We start from the raw sequence: 14,262 nt of genomic DNA, 5'->3' as shown, positions 1-14,262 counted from the left end.
ATGAAAATGAATGTTTCTACATAGAATTTAAAGGTGAAAATAAAGAGTGAGTCGAATGTACTATATATCATGATTAACAATTGGATGGAGTTGTATCGAATTTTTTGACAACTTAGTGGAGGGTCCGGCAAAATGACAGACCGACTGATCCGATTAATGCGCATTATAACTCTCGTGCAGGCGAAACCGGGAATTCTGGCCCGGGAGCTGGCCGAGCGATGCGAGACAACGGAAAGGACGATATATCGCGACATGGAGGCCCTCAGCGCAATGCATATTCCGATCGCCAATATGGGACACGGGAGAGGTTACATGTTTATCAGCAACTTTGCCATGTATCCGCTCAACTGGTCTGATGAGGAGGCTCACGCTTTTGCTCATTTGGCTGAGGTTATGGATGATATTCGTCCTTATCTGAAGCCTGCCTTCGAGAGCGCCTATGAGAAAGTGGTTGCATCGAATCAGAAGAACAAAACGGAGCGGGTAGAGTGGTCAGAGCAGATTGGCGGTTTATTTAAAACAGGGCTGCCTGCTTGGCAGAATGACGGCGATGAATGGAAAAGCAGTTCACTGGTGACTTTACTTCAAGCTGGCATGTCACAAAACACAATTGAGGCAGAATATCTCACTCAAAACATGAAGAAAGTGGTACGGCTCGATCCGTATTGCTTGATCCCACGTGAGTACCGTTTTGATTTGTTGGCATACTGTCATCTTTTGGAGACGCTAAGGATTTTTGAAGTAGAGAATCTGCAAAAAGTACGGATTCTGCCTCGTACATTCCGCAAAGACGATTTTCTTTTGCAATCCCATTTCCGCAAGTCGGGAGCCGGCCAAGGACAAGAATGGATTGCGTTCAAGATCCGTTTCTCCCGCGATGCAGTTGAACATGTGATGCAGCAAAAATTTTTGGTGCGTCCCATTCTCACGATGGAACCAGAAGGCACATTACTGCTGGAGACCATTTTGGCTGAAGATCAGGAATTTTTGAGATGGCTTAGTCAATATGGGCCAGAGGCAGAGATTCTTGAACCCGAGGGATACCGAAGCGTAATGAAAGAACGCCTGAGACGCTGGCAGCAGTTGTATAGCTAATGCCCAGCGTGGACAGGCGTTCTTTTGTATGATTAAGAGGAAAGATAACACAGCTTATTCATTGGTTTTGAACAGATGAGCGAGATTACCGAAGGGTGAATCTTTCACATCGTCTTCTGTGCTGCTGGAATACACAACTTTGGAAGCAACGCCTTCATCATCCGCGGCACAGTTGGTTTCCAGATTGAAGCGGTCGAATTGATGCATAAATACTTTGGCGGTATTGATGGCGTCATCGAGTGCACGGTGCTGGGTGCCATCGAACTCAATTCCGCATAGTTCGAGTGCCTGAGCTAGTCCGAGCTGACGGAATTTGCCTTCCTTGCGAACGGTTCGCGACCACTGCTGCTGCAAGTCATTATGATTCGTGATCCAGGCAACATCAAGCTGGTGTGTGCGACAATGGGAGATCAGCTTGCTGCGGTCATCGGGTCCCCAGGAACACATGTAATAAACTTCGCTTCCCATCCAGGCGATAAAGTTTTGGAGTGCTTCAGGAAAAAGAGGAGCAGCATCAATATCTTTTTGCGTAATTCCGGTAAATTGAATGGTGTCTGTGGACAGCACCGACCTATTCGAGGGACGAACATAAGTATGAAACGTGTCGGATACATATAATCCGTCAGGTCCTTCCGTAACTTTTACCGCACCGATATCGATAATTTCAGAAGAGTAACGAGCGTTACGGCTAACCGTAAATTCAAGATCATAGATAATATATGGCATAGGACAAGCTCCTTTATCAATAATACATGTTCTCTATCTCTCTATATTACAGGGAAGCCAGCGGGATGTCAGCATCACCCGCGGAATTCTTCCTGCCCGTTATCTGCATGTAACACAGTAGTTGACAATTGCTTGCAAATGCACTAATGTGATCAAAAATGATAACAGCGATTAGTGAGGACATAATTGCGCCAGCCAGCTTCAATCAGAGAGGGAACCGATTGGTGAGAGGTTTCTGCTGCTGCTTCGTAATTCCCACCTCGCGAGCTGCGGAAGAGAATGCCAGCAGGCTGCAACCTCCGCCGGACTGGGCCCGTTACGCCTGAGAGGACTGTATGATTCCGTATTGCCTATTAGGGAAACGGGACGTTTGTTCAGCATGCCCGGGGGAACCCGAGACGTGTTAGTGAACGTAACCATGCAGTTAAATAAGGGTGGTACCACGACACATTCGTCCCTTGACGGATGTGTCTTTTTGCGGTTTATCCACTCATTTTGCAAAAATGATCAGGAAGATGAGGAGTGTGGAATGGATGCGTCAAAGTGAAATGCTTGTTCCAACATTACGTGAAGCGCCGGCAGAAGCGGATGCAGCTGGACATCGCTGGCTGCTTCGTTCAGGTATGATTCGCCAGCTGGCAGCAGGGATATACAGTTATTTGCCGCTGGGGCGGCGTATACTGCTCAATGTCGAGCGGATCGTTCGTGAAGAGATGGATCGTGCCGGTTGTCAGGAAGTACTGCTGCCTATTATGCAGCCGGCAGAGCTGTGGGAGGAATCGGGAAGATACAGCCAATACGGCCCTGAGCTAATGCGTTTGCAGGATCGCCACGATCGGGAGTTCGCTCTCGGACCAACCCATGAGGAAGTGGTGACTGCTCTTGCGCGTGATGAGGTGAATTCCTACAGAAAATTGCCCTTCACGTTATATCAGATTGGAACCAAGTTCCGGGATGAACGGCGTCCAAGATTCGGCTTGCTGCGTGGCCGCGAGTTTATTATGAAGGATGCGTACTCTTTTGCTTCCGACTGGGAAGAGCTGGATCACACGTATCAGGCGATGAATAAGGCATATTCACGCATTTTGGAGCGCTGCGGTCTGGAATATATTCGTGTAGAAGCAGATGCAGGTACAATCGGCGGTCAGGGAGAAACACACGAATTCATGGCACTGGCTGATGTGGGAGAGGATACGATTGTATCCTGTAAGCAGTGTGGGTATGCTGCGAATCTCGAGAAGGCCGGATACCAGACAAATGGAGCTGTAACCCAGCATACAGCTGAATCTCGGTCCAATGCCGTGGACCAATCGCTAATCCGAATCCATACGCCCGCTATTCGTACCATTTCCGAGCTCAGTTCCTACGTCGGTGAGGGACCCGAGCAAATCATCAAAACACTGCTCTATCAAGCGGATGGTCAACTGATTGCTGCACTTGTTCGCGGGGACCATGAAGTGAATGATATTGCGCTCAAGCATGTATTGGGTGCCGAGGAACTCATTCTGGCTGACGAAGAAGCGCTCGCAGGACGTTCGGATTTGAAGATTGGTTTTCTGGGACCTGTAGGTCTGGATCTGCCACTTATCGTGGACGCGGATGTGGTTGCGATGGGAAGTGCTATTACCGGAGCCAATGAAGTTGATATGCATTTGTCGGGTGTTCGTCCGGGGGTGGATTTTGCCTTGAACAAAGTCCGACAAATTCGCTTCGCGGCTGACGGGGATAACTGCCCTACATGTGGAGCCAAGCTTGTATTCACCAAAGGCATTGAAGTAGGTCACATTTTCAAACTGGGCACCAAATATAGTGATGCCATGAACGCTTCATTTTTGGACCGGAATGGTCGCCAGTGTGCCCCGGTGATGGGATGTTACGGTATTGGAGTGTCCCGTCTGATGGCTGCCATTGCCGAGCAATATGCAGGAGAGGACGGAATAAGGTGGCCGGCAGCTGTTGCGCCATATCAGATTCACCTGATCCCCATAAACTGGAAAGATGAGCAGCAGCGTCAGCTTGTCCTGGAACTTGAACAGCAGTTAGGGGATGCAGGATACACGGTGCTGACAGATGATCGGGATGAACGTCCCGGGGTGAAGTTTAAGGATGCGGAACTCATTGGTCTGCCTGTACAGATTGTGGTTGGCCGGGGCGCTGCAGAAAGGAATGTCGAATTAGGGTCCCACACTCTTGCCGGTAAAGTGGAAACCAAGCGGATTAGCATGAGTGTGGAAGAGGCATTGACTCATGCCAAGGAAGTGCTCTAGTCCGTAGATAATCTTATTTGTACGAATGTCAGTACGCTGTTAATTCGTGTCATAAAGGGACATATTTTATAGGTCCACATATTATGAGATATTCCATTTTTGTGGGGTATTTTGAAATAAAGCATCAAAACAAGGCCTATAGACATATGAATTAACAGAATCATATGCATGATGCCGTACAAAATGACTACTCTTTACTAATGTGTATAATGCATTTTAACTTTTTTGAAAAGTACACGTTCCGCTGATTGGGTTGAAGTATGGAAAGAGGTGCAAATATGCAAAGCATTTTTGTATATTATGTTCGTCTGGAAAGCGAACAAATCGCGCAGCAGTGGCAATTATGCGCATATTTTCTATAGTTCACGATTAGGGACTCAGAGAGTGTATGTACGATAGAGTAGGTTTGAGGATTTATTTTTGCCGCAAAGGTATTTTAATCGTTTTTGCCTAAAAGGCTCACAAGGGAAAGATAAATGGTTGCTTCTAAAATGAGAAGCAGAAAGGGTGCTCCTTCAGCCAGATTGGCTTAAGGAACACCCTTTTTCCGATACTGCTATCATTACTTCTGATTCATTCGATCTGTGGAGCGGGTCACACTATTCAAATATTGGTTTGCTTAAGAAGCAGCAGGCAGCTTCAGTTGTTGACCAGGATAAATCCAGTGAGGATTTTTGATGCTGTTCAACTTTTGCAGCGCTTGCCAGGTTGTGTTGTATTTTTTGGAGATGGAGTACAGGGAGTCTCCGGATTTTACAACATATACTTTGGCAGGAGCTGGTTTGTTTGGTGTCGGTTTTGAAGGTGTTTCTGGTTTTGGTGTTACCGGTTTTGGCGTTTCTGGCTTCGGTGTAGTTGGAGCCGGTGTCTCTGTCTCTGGAGCTTCCGGTTCAACTACAGGTGTTTTTGCTTCCTTGATTCGGCCATCTGTTTTGATGTCTACAGCGCCAAGCTTCTGCATGTATTCAATCAGTGCTTCGTCCATTGCACCGTACATGCCGGAGATGGTGTATTTGTTGAACATGGTGTACTCGTCACCGCCAACGGCTGTGAAATCGTTTGTAGCCAGTGTATACGTGGCTTCAGGATCAAGAGCTTTGCCGCCAATTGTCACGGAATGTACACGGCTGCCTTCAGCAGCTGAAGTATCGATACTGAACGTCATGCCAGATACTTGCGGGAAACCACCGCTTGGTTCCGGATAGGAGGCTACGCCGTTTTCAAGAGCTGCCAGAACGTCAGAGCCTTTTACATCAAGCGTTACAACCTGATTACCAAAAGGAAGTACAGTGATAATGTCGCCTTTGGTTACGATACCTTTTTCAATGGAAGCACGGATACCGCCGCCGTTCGTAAGTGCAATATCTGCATTGCTGACATCACGAAGGGCATCTGCGAGCAGGTCACCTAGGTTTGTCTCGCCAGCACGGACTTGTTCGCGTTTACCATCAAGCAGGATTGCTGTATTGGCCACTTCTTCTTTAAGAATAGGTTCTTGTTCTTTTTGAATGGAGTTCACGAGTGCTGCTACTTTCTCATTCGGTTTAATATCTTTGGCTTCTGTTTCATCAATCAGCGTAGCTTGTTTCTTCGTTACCTTGCCACCGTCTACCCACAGATCGATGACACCTACGAAGTTGGTGTACTCTCCGGCACTCGCGATCAATGTTCCGTTGTCGGATACGAGACCATCCTGGAGGATGGTGTGGCTGTGACCGTCGATGAATACATCAATACCCGGAACTTCTTTTACCACTTTGAAGCTAGTGTCTGTACTGGAAGCATCTTGTCCAAGGTGTCCCAGAACAACTACTACATCTACTTTGCTGCGAATTTCGTTCACCAGAATTTTGGCTTCCGCAGCTGGGTCAGTAATATCAAGACCTTCAACATTTTTTGGATTGGTTTTGTACATGGTTTCAGGTGTAGTCAGTGCGATGATTCCGATTTTGACACCGTCAACTTCTTTAATAAGATATGGATCGAAAAGACGAGTTCCGTCTTTTTTCTTCACGTTGGCACTGAGCATTGGAAAATTCATCATGTCCGCAAGTTCGACGAGGTGCTCGGAGCCGTAGTTGAATTCGTGGTTACCCGGAACGATGGCCTGGTAGCCCATTTCATTCATGACTTTGACGATACTCTCGCCATTCACGAGTGTTGCAAAGGTAGTACCATGCACAGCATCCCCTGCATCAAGCAAAAGGGTATTTGGATTCTCGCTGCGGTATTTGTCAGCAATCCCTGCCACTTTGGCATAGCCCATTGCAGGCGAAGCTTCAACTGCACGTGCATGTGTGTCATTCGTATGTAGAATCGTAATGTGTTTACCCGTGCCCGGAGTTGTATCCGTTGCAGCGGCCGCAATTCCTACACTGCCAAACAGTAAGCAAGCCGTTAGCAGAAGTGAAACGTAAGTCTTCCAGATTTTCATATGAATCTGTACCCTCCCAAAAATATGATCTGCCTGAGCTCTCGCACAGCTCAAATTGTATTTTAGCAGACTATGATTAGGAAATCTCGTGATTTACGTAAAAATAGGTAACCTGAAAGTGACATCTAATCGACTGGCTGGGAAATAAAGTTAACGCTCAGTTGAATGAAACGTATGTTCTTATATAGAGTAAAAAAAATGCTGCGCTTCGCGCGGCAGTCCTGTACGTAAACAGAATTTCTCCAGGGATTCATCAGGTTCCGGCATGACTCCCGAGGTCAATAATTGAATGGCAAAACGATTGGCCTGTCTTTCCAGCTTGCCGGGAGCAAAATAGGAGTGTTCCTCCAAAAAGAAACGATTGATGCCTTTGTGCAATCGGTCGTGTCCAAGTTCATGAGCGCATACAAACCGCTGCCATTCCGGCGGAAGTTCACTGTGAATGACAATAAATCTGCGGCGGAGCTTGCGGAAATACAGCCCTTTGGTAGACTTGCCCAGATTGGTGAAACGGATCTGTATTCCAATGGCTCTGGCAATGCTGAAGGGGCAGTTGGTCCGGTGTTTTCGAATCAGCTTTGTTACCATCTCGTCCATATCATCTCACCTGCTGCTTCATTGTAATCAGCTTTCCATGCCTCATTGGCGGCTGTCCGGTTCATCGTTTTTCTTGCGTTTGTTCATCTGCTTGGCTTCCCAGAACAGTCCGGTCAGCACATCCTTGATACGTTTTTTGTCTTCGTCATCCAGTGGAATCCCGTCAAACATCAGATCGTCTTCGTCCTCAAGCATTTTCTTGAAATCACGTCGGTCTTTGTACGTTGCCCATTCGGGAATGTCCTGAGCTTCACTTGCTGCATTTGCTGCCTCAATATACCCTGCCTGTTTCATCATGTCGGCATAGGGGACGGAGAGGGCATCTGCCAATTTGCGGATCGTGGCTGGTTTCGGAACACCGCGGACTCCATTTTCAATGCGTGAAATTTGTGAGTTGCTGATTCCTGCTGCTTCGGCGAGCTGATTGATGCTATAGCTCTGCTGTTCCCGCAGCTGTTTCAGATAAGGACCAAAAGCGTGCTCCACAATTCATGCCAACTCCTTCAATTCGTATAAGTAACTGAATGATAGATTAAGAAATTCTATTTACACCGGGGCACTCCGCAGGCAGAACAACCTTCCGATCACTGTTATCCCCAGATTTCCTTATTCCCTTTTCTAAAGGGAGAAATCCGGTGATAAACGTGACCGCTAACGCTTCTTCAGGTTATTTCTGCCCTCTCCGTTAACGGTGAAATGGTAACCATCTTAAGCTATAAAAATTCATGCTCATACGAGAGATCTGTAATTATCTGTACTATAACGTATATATACCATTAGGTAAAGGGAATTGAAACAATTATGCCAAAAGGTATAGAAAATAGGAGCGAGGGTTTTATTTTATCGTCAAAATGACCCAAAATGAAGGTTTACTCTAATCTCCAATAAGTGGTATCCTCAAATAGAAATACGAACAGAATACGAACATAACATTAAATTTGAACGATTTGTATGTACTGGAAACCGAAAGCCTCGAGGTATGGTGCCCTGCGGAAGTGATTCCAAAAGGCAACGCAAAGGACCTGGACAATGGCCGTTATTTCTCTGAAAAGACTGTATAACACTCATAAAAGAAGTGAAGTTTAGCGTGTTTTATTTTAGACCAAACCCTTAAGGAGGAGAATGAATATGGAATTATTGCTGCCTGAACTGGATCGACGCAAAACGCAAACGGCTGTGGAGGCTGCGCTGGAGAAATACCGAATTTATAAAACGATTGCCTTTGAAGAACGTGAGGTCATGGTCACGGCGAGTTACACGGAGCGTTTCCATGGGCCGACCAATGTCACAGGGGATTCAACTGCCAGAACGGCGATCTACAATGTGGATGTACAGCGTGCACGTCAGGCGTATTGCGATACAATTGATTATATCGTGTCTCGTCTGAGTGAGAAGGAACGGATACTCGTTTGTGAACGGTACCTGAAAGATGATGACGTGTTTGATTACAAGGTGTACAACCATGTATTTGATCCGCCTGTGAGCAAGGATACGTATACCAAAATCAGAACCCGTGCCTTCTATAAAATGGCCCTTGCCTTATCCGATCGGGGACTGATCAATGTGGAGCCGCTGTCCATATCCCGCAAGAGCCGCCAAAAGCTCGGTTAAAACGATTGGAAGTTCGTCCTTTAAACTCCTGAAATGATTGTATACAATAATGAAACAACAACACTTCGATGGAACAAAGGAGAGAAATCCGCATGCCGCAAGATTCCGGAATGCAGGAAATGTACACGCTGAAAACCATTGCGGAGACGCTGAACACATCCAATGATCTGAGCCCGATGCTGGATACGGTAGTAGGCAAGCTGCTGGAGCTGACGGGACTTACGACAGGCTGGGTATTTCTCATTCGTGAGGGCGGAGAATATTCATGTGTATCGGACTATAACCTGCCGCCGGCTCTGCTTCATCAAGACAAGGAGCCCATGCGCTGTGGAACATGCTGGTGTGTAAACCGTTTCCGGGATGGTAGACTCGATAATGCCGTCAACATTATTAACTGCAAACGGCTTGAGGATGCCACGGAGCATCAGTGGGGAGACACGCGTGACATCACCCATCATGCAACGGTTCCGCTGCGATCGGGTGAGAAAATGATCGGATTGCTCAACGTTGCAGCACCAGGCAAAGAGCATTTTAGTGAAGGGGAGCTGGCGCTTCTGCAGGCCGTAGCCTATCAAATTGGAAGTGCCATGGAGCGCATGCGATTATATCGCGGCGAGCAGAGAAGAGCGGATCAGTATGCCAGGCTGGGGGAGTTCAGCAGAGCGCTGGGGCTGGAACTGAACGAGTGCAGCAATGCTGACGATATGGCCAGGACAGTGGTCAAGCTGCTTGGACAGCATTACGAATGGCCTTTTGTCGCTCTGATAGCTCAAAAAAATGAAGCTCTACGCATACAAACGGCGCATGCCAGTGCCTTGGAAGACTCATTGCTAGTTAACGAGATACCACCGGAGACGGATCGCCTACTACAACGTGTGATTCAATCACATCGCGCCGAAATATTGTCAGCATCCGAGATGGTAGAATTGTCTCAGGTTTGCGGCATGCCTCCCGATTCCGTTATGTCTTCAGGTCTGGCTGCTGCCATACCACTCAGCCCTCCCGGGGAAACAGCCGTGCTGGTCGCCCAGCTTGGTTCGGAAATGGATTCTCTTCTGTCAGACCGTGAGGTTATGGATGCGCTGGCAGAACATATTACAGCTTCTTGGGAAAGTCTGAGACTCGTCGAGAAGCGCCGTGAATTAACCCGTCTGGAGGAGCGAAACCGATTGGCTCGGGATCTGCATGATTCGGTAAACCAAATATTGTTCTCGCTCTCGTTGACCGCCAAGGGAGCAGAGAGCATGTTATCCGGTACAGCAGAACTGCATCCGGCGGCTGAAGCCATGAGAGATATCCGTTCGTTATCTCAAGAAGCTCTGAAGGAAATGCGTGCGCTGATCATGCAGCTTCGTCCCGCCGGACTCGAATCCGGTCTGCTAAGTGCACTGCAGGAGTATGGTACGAGTCAGGGGCTGCAGGTCGTCGTTAACCGAACCGGCATGCGCAGCCTGCCTCGCAGTATAGAAGAGGGGTTATGGCGAATTGGACAGGAAGCCCTGAATAATGTACGTAAACATGCGGAAGTTACAGCAGCAGATATCACTCTCCAGCTAGGGGATACCGAAGCCGTGTTCATTATTAAGGATCGGGGAAAAGGGGGAGCCAAAAGAAAGCAACCCCTGCCTGCCCGTTCACTGGGTCTGTCCATAATGAAAGAGCGGGCGCAGTCGCTGGGAGGCAAGCTGGAGCTTATAAGTTCATCCCGTACGGGAACATCGGTAACGGTAGTTATTCCACTCCCGTCCGAATTGGGTTAATGTCAGGGGGAGACAACATGCCGATTACGATTTTGTTGGCAGATGATCATGCTATGGTAAGACGTGGACTTCACGTGTTTTTGTCCACACAGACGGATATGAAAGTGGTGGGGGAAGCATCCAATGGGCAGGAGGCGATTGAACAGGCAGAGAAGCTGCAGCCCGATGTGGTGCTCATGGATCTGCATATGCCTGTGCTGGACGGGATCGAAACCGCCAGACGCCTGCGTACGATTTTGCCTGGAATTCGCGTTATTGTACTTACGTCGTTTTCGGATCAGGATCACGTTATTCCTGCCGTGCGGGCTGGGGTCAAAGGGTATCTGATGAAGGATATTGAACCCGAGGATCTTGCTGTTGCGATAAGGAATGTGCATGCAGGACAGGCCCAGCTTCATCCTGCCGCGGCCGGCCAGTTAATGCATGTGATGGCTTCATCTGACATACCATTAGAAGCGCAGGATACTGTACGCACAGATTCAGCAGCATACGGGAAAGTTCAGAATTATGAGAAGCTTAAGCAGCCTTTACCTTTACAAAGCGATGAAACTTCGCCGAGTCTGGATGCGCTGACCCGCCGAGAGCAAGAGGTATTGGCCCTTATTGCACGGGGACTCAGCAACAAGGAGATTGCGGTTCAGCTCGTAATAACAGAGAAAACGGTAAAAACACATGTCAGTCATCTGCTGGATAAATTGGGATTGGCCGATCGTACGCAAGCAGCAATCCATGCCGTGAAGAACGGCTGGGTCTGATTGATTCGAGCCCCTTCTCAGCCTAAAGTCGTAGAAACTCAACCGAAAGGTTGAGTTTTTTTGTGTTGCAAGTTAAGTCTATCTGCTGACGATATGGAAGAAGAAGCAAGGTAAGATAGAGACAGAAGAGATGAAGGTTGATCATGGAATACCAACCAAAAACAGGCAGGAGCGTGACATAGATGAAGATCATCGTATTGGCAGGAAGCAACCGAAAGAATGCAACCAGTACACGTTTAGGGGAATATGCGGTCGAAGTCATGCGCAACGAGGGTCATGAGGCGAGCCTGTTTGATCTGTATCAGACACCCGTTCCATTCTACGCACCGGATGAGAAGCAGGCAGAGGATCACAACCTGGCAGAGCTGAACTCGCGCATGCTCGCGGCGGACGCCATTATTTTATCAACGCCAGAGTATCACGGCAGCATCAGCGGGGTGCTCAAAAATGCGCTGGATCATCTGAGCCAGGCTCACTTTAGCGGCAAACCGGTCTTGTCGATCAGCTCAGCGGGAGGAGCGGTGGGGGTTAGTTCTCTTTTGCAGCTGCAGGCTATCGTTCGCAATCTGCACGGGATTAATGCACAGGAATGGATCTCCATTGGGGGTGCGCAGCGCAGGCGGTTTGAAGCAACCTTTGACGGATATGAGGAATATGAAGGCAGCCAGGACATTGAGGACCGGATTCAGCGAGTGATTGGTTCGTTCCTGAGCCTGGCCCAGACATTAACATCTGCACGGAAATCATCCGAAAGCTGAGAAAGAGGTAATGAACATGATTAAAGGCATATTTGAAACACATTTGAATGTAACGAATCTGGAGAGGTCACATCACTTTTATGAAAAGATTCTCGGTTTGCCACATGCTTACGGGCAGAAGGATCGCGGTAACTCATTTTACTGGATTGGTGGAGCGGGGAATTCGATGCTGGGGCTGTGGGAAAAAGAACCGGAGCTGGTGCAGCGTCAGCATTTTGCCTTTCACGTATCGCTGGAAGACATGAAGCATGCTGTCACATATCTTGAGGGTAAAGGGATTACGACGCACAACTTCCTTGATGATGATATCGGTGAGCTGTATGTATTCGGCTGGATGCCGGCTGTATCGGTATATTTCACGGACCCGGATGGTCATTCTCTTGAATTCATATCCATGCTTCCGGATGAAGCGAAGCCGGAGCTGGGTATGGTGCCATGGAGTACATGGGAGAAGATGCACGGACGGGCGTGATCGAGAGGAGGCAGTCAGATGCTATTTGAAGAAGTGAAGCTGCACACATCTCGTTTGGCTGAGATTAAACATTTCTATAGGGATACGCTCGGACTGAAGGTGGCCGATGACTCCGATTCTTCATTCACATTGCAGATCGGATGCACAAAAATGAAATTTGTACACAACGAGACGGAGCACGTGCCCTTCTATCACTTTGCCTGGATGATTCCTAAGAATCGTTTTCAGGAGGCCAAAGCCTGGGCAGCGGCACGGGTAGAGCTCAATACGCAGGATGGAGAGGATGAAACCTTTTCAGAGAACTGGAATTCCCATTCGCTCTATTTCGAGGATCCTGCTGGTAACATTCTGGAGCTGATTGCTCATCACAACACCCATCATAAGAGTGAACGTCCTTTCTCGGCGGAGGATCTGCTGCAAGTGTGCGAGGTGGGGCTTGTATCAGAGGACGTATTGTCCACGGTGGGAGAATTGGGGCAAATGGGCTTAAACCAATGGGGAGCGATAAGTGAAACCTTTGCCCCGGTCGGAGACGTGAATGGTCTGTTTATTGTGGTGAAAAAGGAACGGATCTGGTTCTTCTCGGAGCAAAAAGCACAACGATTCCCGCTCGAAGTTGTCGTACAAGGTGTCGGCAGACTACAGTTTGGGTAAATGATTGAATCTGGGAAGCGAAACGGGCATATATGCACGATTTGATTCATTTTATAGAAGTAAGCACAATGTAAACATGGTGTAATAAATTTAAATTCGGTGAAGGAGTGATGACGTTATGGATCGACGTTTGTTGGAAGAGGGTCTGAGGGTCATCGTTTCGAGTCGGGAGCGTACAGGTGACCTCTGGCATGCCCACTATGGAGCAGGAGCAATAGCCGCTTATTTCTGGGTTCGGGAAAATCGTCTGTCTTCCCTTGCGGCGGGCAGCGTTACCGCAGAGGCGAAAGCCATGCTTCGCAAACACGGAGTAGATCAGGAGCCACAATCTGCCCGTGGTGAAATACTCGAACGGGAAGAAGCCGAGGCGCGGATCACAGAAGCGCTGGATCGTACGATTGGAGAACTTCACTGGGTTGGACACCAAGCAATCTATGGCGCCCTTACGCTGAAAGCCATTCGCGAGCTGGATGGCTGGGGCACAGAGCAGGATATTGAACGGATGGTGGAGCTGATCGATTCATTTGAGAAGACCATACCGGGCAGATCGTGGCTGAACACAACGGTTAAGGAAATCCGCAGTCTGAAGATAGATGATACGGATGAATTTCCTCGTATTGAAGGACCGGAGCAGCTGTCCCGGTTGATTCTGGATGAGCTGGGGGCTTTCCCGGCGATCTATCAGGCCGAGTCCCATCATGATCTGATCGGTCATATGCTGACCTACGGCCATGCACTCAATATCTTGCATGAGCTGGGTTATCCGGCACTGTTCCACAAAGGAATTCCACCGTTCCTGACGATGATAAAGGCCCTTCGATTGAGCCGGGAAGCGGTAAGTGAAGATGGACAGTGGACATTGCAATCTCCGGTTGACGTGCTGCCGCTCGTTCCTGCCGAACGTTCGACGGCTCTGCCGCACGAGCTGGAATACTGGCTCACCGACCGAAGATCCCGCGATTGGAACGCAGGCCATGTGTTCAAATTTCCGTTCAGCTTCTATCATCATACAAGAAACGGCAATTCATTCCCGGAGAGCTGGGAGAATTTCCGGTATATTATTGCTTAAGTATAAAATGTTAAGACGCTCGCTCATGGCATTAAAGGATGCATAGTGAACGATAGCAAACATA

13 protein-coding genes are annotated in these 14,262 nt (G+C 48.3%); 9 read left to right on the top strand and 4 right to left on the bottom strand.

Annotation, left to right across the window (positions count from 1 at the left end; all coding sequences use genetic code 11):
- Window positions 1–132 precede the first annotated feature (132 nt).
- Complete coding sequence (locus tag ABIC22_RS03970; RefSeq protein ID WP_354478464.1) at window positions 133–1,095, top strand: helix-turn-helix transcriptional regulator; 963 nt, start codon at window positions 133–135, stop codon at window positions 1,093–1,095.
- Window positions 1,096–1,149: 54 nt separating this feature from the next.
- Here ABIC22_RS03970 and ABIC22_RS03965 read toward each other — a convergent pair whose 3' ends face one another.
- Window positions 1,150–1,821 (bottom strand): 3'-5' exonuclease, encoded by a 672-nt coding sequence (locus tag ABIC22_RS03965; RefSeq protein WP_354478461.1) that lies wholly within the window; start codon window positions 1,819–1,821, stop codon window positions 1,150–1,152.
- 533 nt (window positions 1,822–2,354) lie between these two features.
- Here ABIC22_RS03965 and ABIC22_RS03960 point away from each other — a divergent pair.
- Complete coding sequence (locus ABIC22_RS03960) at window positions 2,355–4,088, top strand: proline--tRNA ligase (protein WP_354478458.1); 1,734 nt, start codon at window positions 2,355–2,357, stop codon at window positions 4,086–4,088.
- Window positions 4,089–4,707: 619 nt separating this feature from the next.
- On the opposite strand, the gene ABIC22_RS03955 is transcribed toward ABIC22_RS03960, so the two are convergent.
- From ABIC22_RS03955 to ABIC22_RS03945, 3 genes are all read right to left on the bottom strand, one after another.
- Window positions 4,708–6,522: a 5'-nucleotidase C-terminal domain-containing protein gene (locus ABIC22_RS03955; protein WP_354478455.1), complete on the bottom strand. Its 1,815-nt coding sequence runs from the start codon at window positions 6,520–6,522 to the stop codon at window positions 4,708–4,710.
- A 180-nt stretch (window positions 6,523–6,702) separates the two neighbouring features.
- Window positions 6,703–7,119, bottom strand: a complete 417-nt coding sequence (locus tag ABIC22_RS03950; protein ID WP_095360761.1) for an ImmA/IrrE family metallo-endopeptidase — start codon at window positions 7,117–7,119, stop codon at window positions 6,703–6,705.
- Window positions 7,120–7,161: 42 nt separating this feature from the next.
- On the bottom strand, window positions 7,162–7,608 hold the full coding sequence (locus ABIC22_RS03945; RefSeq protein WP_127538077.1) for a helix-turn-helix domain-containing protein: 447 nt from the start codon (window positions 7,606–7,608) through the stop codon (window positions 7,162–7,164).
- Window positions 7,609–8,247: 639 nt separating this feature from the next.
- Between ABIC22_RS03945 and ABIC22_RS03940 the strand changes: the two genes are divergently transcribed.
- The 7 genes from ABIC22_RS03940 (at window position 8,248) to ABIC22_RS03910 (ending at window position 14,198) form a co-directional block, all read left to right on the top strand.
- Entirely contained in the window at window positions 8,248–8,730 is a 483-nt protein-coding gene (locus ABIC22_RS03940; protein WP_154892681.1) for an ArpU family phage packaging/lysis transcriptional regulator, read from the top strand.
- Window positions 8,731–8,822: 92 nt separating this feature from the next.
- Window positions 8,823–10,490 carry a GAF domain-containing sensor histidine kinase gene (locus tag ABIC22_RS03935; RefSeq protein WP_354478451.1) on the top strand — a complete coding sequence of 556 codons (1,668 nt, stop codon included), beginning with the start codon at window positions 8,823–8,825 and terminating at the stop codon, window positions 10,488–10,490.
- A gap of 17 nt (window positions 10,491–10,507) precedes the next feature.
- Window positions 10,508–11,245, top strand: a complete 738-nt coding sequence (locus tag ABIC22_RS03930; RefSeq protein ID WP_354478449.1) for a response regulator — start codon at window positions 10,508–10,510, stop codon at window positions 11,243–11,245.
- Window positions 11,246–11,427: 182 nt separating this feature from the next.
- On the top strand, window positions 11,428–12,003 hold the full coding sequence (locus tag ABIC22_RS03925) for an NADPH-dependent FMN reductase (RefSeq protein ID WP_354478446.1): 576 nt from the start codon (window positions 11,428–11,430) through the stop codon (window positions 12,001–12,003).
- Window positions 12,004–12,019: 16 nt separating this feature from the next.
- Entirely contained in the window at window positions 12,020–12,475 is a 456-nt protein-coding gene (locus tag ABIC22_RS03920) for a VOC family protein (RefSeq protein ID WP_354478443.1), read from the top strand.
- 18 nt (window positions 12,476–12,493) lie between these two features.
- Window positions 12,494–13,129, top strand: a complete 636-nt coding sequence (locus ABIC22_RS03915; RefSeq protein ID WP_354478440.1) for a VOC family protein — start codon at window positions 12,494–12,496, stop codon at window positions 13,127–13,129.
- A 118-nt stretch (window positions 13,130–13,247) separates the two neighbouring features.
- Window positions 13,248–14,198, top strand: coding sequence for a hypothetical protein (locus ABIC22_RS03910; protein WP_354478438.1), 951 nt, complete (start codon window positions 13,248–13,250; stop codon window positions 14,196–14,198).
- Window positions 14,199–14,262 lie beyond the last annotated feature (64 nt).

It is taken from the genome of Paenibacillus sp. PvP094, assembly GCF_040546835.1.
In the GTDB taxonomy this organism is placed as follows: Bacteria; Bacillota; Bacilli; order Paenibacillales; family Paenibacillaceae; genus Paenibacillus; species Paenibacillus illinoisensis.
This window is presented reverse-complemented; position numbering and strand designations above follow the sequence as displayed.

Bases quoted from the DNA above. Each gene is read 5' to 3' on its own strand.
- ABIC22_RS03970 (WP_354478464.1), top strand. From the start codon at position 133: ATGACAGACCGACTGATCCGATTAATGCGCATTATAACTCTCGTGCAG.
- ABIC22_RS03965 (WP_354478461.1), bottom strand. From the start codon at position 1,821: ATGCCATATATTATCTATGATCTTGAATTTACGGTTAGCCGTAACGCT.
- ABIC22_RS03960 (WP_354478458.1), top strand. From the start codon at position 2,355: ATGCGTCAAAGTGAAATGCTTGTTCCAACATTACGTGAAGCGCCGGCA.
- ABIC22_RS03955 (WP_354478455.1), bottom strand. From the start codon at position 6,522: ATGAAAATCTGGAAGACTTACGTTTCACTTCTGCTAACGGCTTGCTTA.
- ABIC22_RS03950 (WP_095360761.1), bottom strand. From the start codon at position 7,119: ATGGACGAGATGGTAACAAAGCTGATTCGAAAACACCGGACCAACTGC.
- ABIC22_RS03940 (WP_154892681.1), top strand. From the start codon at position 8,248: ATGGAATTATTGCTGCCTGAACTGGATCGACGCAAAACGCAAACGGCT.
- ABIC22_RS03935 (WP_354478451.1), top strand. From the start codon at position 8,823: ATGCCGCAAGATTCCGGAATGCAGGAAATGTACACGCTGAAAACCATT.
- ABIC22_RS03930 (WP_354478449.1), top strand. From the start codon at position 10,508: ATGCCGATTACGATTTTGTTGGCAGATGATCATGCTATGGTAAGACGT.
- ABIC22_RS03925 (WP_354478446.1), top strand. From the start codon at position 11,428: ATGAAGATCATCGTATTGGCAGGAAGCAACCGAAAGAATGCAACCAGT.
- ABIC22_RS03920 (WP_354478443.1), top strand. From the start codon at position 12,020: ATGATTAAAGGCATATTTGAAACACATTTGAATGTAACGAATCTGGAG.
- ABIC22_RS03915 (WP_354478440.1), top strand. From the start codon at position 12,494: ATGCTATTTGAAGAAGTGAAGCTGCACACATCTCGTTTGGCTGAGATT.
- ABIC22_RS03910 (WP_354478438.1), top strand. From the start codon at position 13,248: ATGGATCGACGTTTGTTGGAAGAGGGTCTGAGGGTCATCGTTTCGAGT.